Raw genomic sequence first — 4,014 nt, 5'->3', positions numbered from 1 at the left:
TTATACGCCCATTATGATTGACGGAGTAAGAGATGAGCGTACTATGATAAATTCGTATCCCTTTTCTGATCTTACCAATGTAGAATCTATGGAACTTTTGAAAGGACCTGCTTCTGTATTGTATGGGCATTCTGTATTGGGAGGAGTATTGAATATTGTAAGGAAATCTCCTACACCTCAAACTGTAGTTAACATGAAAATGTCGTATGGCAGTTGGAACAACAAGCAGGCAAATATGGATTTCGGAGGTAACCTTGCCGGTCCGGTGAATTACCGTGCAAATTTTAATTATGGCGATCAGGATGGATGGCGTGCTACAGGTAACAAGCGGCTCTCCGGATATTTAGCTCTTGGTGCAGATATCGATGCGACAAGTAAAATTGATGTAAGGGGTAGTTTTCATCGAGACTGGTATGGTACTGAAACAGGACTTCCTCCTGTAATGATGGCCGATGTATATAACACAGACGGCACTCTTTACTTGAAGGCAGGGCAAGAAATCCCGGGATTAAATGAAAAGAAGAGATATAATAATGAATCTGATTTTCTTAAAAACAACGGATGGGATATATCAGGAAAGTATGAGAAAAAATTCAGCAAGTCTATGAAGTTAACAAATTATTTATCATACAAGTATGATGACATAAATTATCTGGGAACAGAAGAGCTCAGCTATTTGTACAGTATGAATTCTGTATACAAACATTATATAGATAAGGGGACTTACAAGATGTATATAAATCTCGACTCTGTTCAGCTTACATATCCTTTGCGTTTTTCTCATATAGCTAAAACTTTAGGTAATCAACTAGAATTATCCGGCGATTTTTATACAGGGAATATCAAACACAATTTCATAGGGGGCTATTCATTTTCTCAAATGTTTCGCAATTCATATACAGGATATAATAATGCTCCGGAAAACGATAAATTCAATAGAGAATATGATATTTATGGCCCTGGAATATACTCTATTATAGCTGTAAACAACCCTCAGAGCATGGGATACATGAAATCAAAGTTTAGTAAAGTAATTATAACCAAAGATTATACACACGGAATCTATTTTCAGGATTTAATAGAGTTTCACGAAAAATTCAAATTATTGCTGGCTGCAAGATATGATATGTACAAATATATGCGTACAGGGGCAAATACTTATGATGGCATACGTGAATATCACAAATCAGAGCAAGCTCAATATAGTATTGCGACCAATTCTGCATTTACATACCGTGCCGGAATGGTATTCCTACCCATATCAGAGCTTTCTATTTACACATCCGCAGCATCATATTTTCGTCCTTCTCGTACATTCCCTGCTGCAAATACAATTTATCTGAACCAAAATGGTAGTGAAATAGATATTGAAAGCGGAAAAGGGATTTTCGATCCGGAAAAAGGTTATCAGTTTGAAGCAGGTACCCGATATACTTATAAAAGCATTTTACAGGCATCAGCCAGTGTTTTCTACATTCGTAAGAATGATATTGTAAGAAGCTTTGGACGGTTAAGTGTGGGCTCTGATACAAACGGAAATCCTGTAATGAAGTCAATCATTGGACAGGTAGGAAGTGAAGAATCTAAGGGATTCGATATTGAAATGTCTATTACGCCAACTCATTTTTCTTCTTTCAATTTGGGATATTCTTATACAGATACAAAAACTCTTGATATACAACCCAACAAGTATGTAAGCATCGATACTCAGAATATAACATTGGTTCCTCATAATACATTTTATGCATACGGAAGTATTGTTGTTCCGAAAGGAATTTTCAGAGCTTTGTCATACAACCTGAGCGTATCTTTTATGGATAAGGTATATACGAATTATGCTAAAAGTATGTCTTTCTCATCGTACTGGCTGACAGATATGGGTATTTCTTATCCTTTAAAAAACGGTATAAGACTTTCGGGAAATGTAAATAATGTATTTGATAAGAAGTATAGTAATCAGGCTGTTTATGGTACACAACGTGTTCCGGGCATGCCTCGCAATTTTATGCTATCATTGGCATATAGCCTTAGATAATTATGTTGAAAAGAATATTATATTCTACACACAGAATACTGGGGACTATTCTCAGTATTCTGTTCGTTGTTTGGTTCCTGTCCGGATTTGTAATGATTTATCATACATTTCCTCGTGTATCTAATATCGATAGATATGCACACATGGATATCCTACCCTCGAATATTCTATCTCCAGATTCAGCTGTAAAATGCTTACCTGAGGGATCAACATTCTTCAAACTTTCGCTAAGATCGTATGCCGGAAAACCTTTTTTTGAAACCATGTCAAAAGAAGGCACTACCCAAATATCTGCGGATAGTGGAGCAGTATCGAATAAGATAGAAATAACCCCATCTTTTCCTCAGATAGAAGAGTATGCTAAAAAATGGTGTAATGCAGATATTGTAAAAGTAGATACCCTTCGCGAACTTGAACAATGGATTCCTTTTAGCTATCTAAAGAAAGATTTTCCTATTTATAAGTTCTATTTTGGAGATCAGGATAAACATCAACTTTATATATCTTCGCAAACAGGAGACGCATTGCAATTTACGAATAAAAACAATCGTTTCTGGTCATGGCTGGGTGCAATTCCCCATTGGATATACTTTACTTCATTAAGACAAAATGCAAAACTCTGGACTGATGTAATAACTTGTTTATCGGGCATAGGCTGTATTATATGCATTGCAGGTATCATTATAGGTATACGTGCGTACATCATACAGTATCGTAAAAAAAAGGAATGGGGAAGCCCATATCGAAAATTTGCATATAAATGGCATCATATTATGGGCTTTGTTTTCGGGATATTTGTTTTCACGTTTACTTTTAGTGGAATGATGTCTTTAAACGATGTTCCTGATTGGATTGCGAAAGTACACAGTCCATCTATTGAGGAAAATATGCTTCTACCCCACCCTGTTATTCTTCAGGACTACAAACTGAATGTTCAAAAAGTTGTAGAGGCTTATTCGGGAGAGATAAAGAGTGTAGAATGGGCGTATTTCGGACAAAAACCATTATACAAGGTTATCGTAGGAAAGAAACTGTTAACAATAGATGCTTCGGAAGAAAGTCTTAAACTTTTAAATCTTAAAGAAGTAGATATAAAAGGTTATATAGTTCAGATGCACATTGAGCCGATGAAAATGTCATTAATGAACGAATATGATAACTATTACGTTGGCTTAACAGACCATCTGCCATTACCCGTATACAAAGTGGAGGTGGCTGATACTGATCACAGTACTTATTATATTAATCCTAAAAATGGGAATATCCGATATTTTAATACCAACAGTAAGGTTCACAAATGGACTTATCAGGCATTGCATAGTTACAAAACCGGATTCTTTGCAAAACATCCTATTCTGTGGAACATTACAATGTGGATAACATTGATCGGCGGTACATTCGTTTCTATTACGGGGGTATGGCTAGGAATAAAATATATTATAAGAAAAGTAAGGAAGTTGAAGAAATCTCTTTGTATCAAAGAAAAAGAAGAAAAATCATTTTAATATGTCTACAGGAAAAATAATAGTTGCAGGGATAGGTCCGGGGTCGAAGGAAGATATAACTCCGGCTGTATTAAATGCCATTCGTATATCACATGTGATTGTCGGTTATAAATACTATTTTCAGTTTATTGAAGATATTATTAAGCCCGACAGCCTCTGTATCGATACAGGTATGAAAAAAGAAAAGGAACGGGCTAAAGAAGCTTTCCGATATGCAGAGCAAGGTAAAACGGTCTGATAGTGAAATGATACAGAAATCATGTCCTATAGGAGCTCCTAATAAAGCGGCGGCTTTTTGGAAAGCGCTAACACCGGGCAAGACTTCAATCTCTATCGAGCTTTGTTTCTCTATCTTCATCTCATAAACAAGCGGAGCCATTCCGTAAATACCTGCATCTCCCGAACTGATTACACAGACCGTTTTACCTTGCTCTGCATATCGGAAAGCTTCTTTAGCCCGTTCCTTTTCTTTTT

3 protein-coding genes and 2 pseudogenes are annotated in these 4,014 nt (G+C 36.2%); 4 read left to right on the top strand and 1 reads right to left on the bottom strand.

All coding sequences use genetic code 11. The features are described from left to right. Positions 1-13 precede the first annotated feature (13 nt). The 4 genes and pseudogenes from LDB17_RS03005 to LDB17_RS02990 form a co-directional block, all read left to right on the top strand. Positions 14-88: pseudogene (locus LDB17_RS03005) on the top strand (hypothetical protein); the annotation flags it as partial. Beyond that, positions 89-2,035, top strand: coding sequence for a TonB-dependent receptor (locus LDB17_RS03000; protein WP_393924882.1), 1,947 nt, complete (start codon positions 89-91; stop codon positions 2,033-2,035). Between the two features lie 2 nt (positions 2,036-2,037). Continuing rightward, the gene (locus tag LDB17_RS02995; RefSeq protein ID WP_252637381.1) at positions 2,038-3,540 is read left to right on the top strand and encodes a PepSY domain-containing protein; all 1,503 of its coding nucleotides are present in this window, start codon (positions 2,038-2,040) and stop codon (positions 3,538-3,540) included. Positions 3,541-3,595: 55 nt separating this feature from the next. Next, complete coding sequence (locus LDB17_RS02990; protein WP_393924881.1) at positions 3,596-3,778, top strand: hypothetical protein; 183 nt, start codon at positions 3,596-3,598, stop codon at positions 3,776-3,778. On the opposite strand, the pseudogene LDB17_RS02985 reads toward LDB17_RS02990, so the two are convergent. Continuing rightward, positions 3,764-4,014 (bottom strand): annotated as a pseudogene (locus tag LDB17_RS02985) (SAM-dependent methyltransferase); the annotation flags it as partial. The gene LDB17_RS02990 and the pseudogene LDB17_RS02985 overlap by 15 nt on opposite strands.

It is taken from the genome of Dysgonomonas sp. Shenzhen-Wh21 (genome assembly GCF_043392705.1).
In the GTDB taxonomy this organism is placed as follows: domain Bacteria; phylum Bacteroidota; class Bacteroidia; order Bacteroidales; family Dysgonomonadaceae; genus Dysgonomonas.
The sequence above is the reverse complement of the archived record's forward strand: the minus strand, read 5'-3'. Positions and strand labels throughout refer to the sequence as shown.

Excerpts from the sequence above, each read along its gene's own strand:
- LDB17_RS03000 (WP_393924882.1), top strand. The coding sequence starts at position 89 with ATGGAACTTTTGAAAGGACCTGCTTCTGTATTGTATGGGCATTCTGTA.
- LDB17_RS02995 (WP_252637381.1), top strand. The coding sequence starts at position 2,038 with ATGTTGAAAAGAATATTATATTCTACACACAGAATACTGGGGACTATT.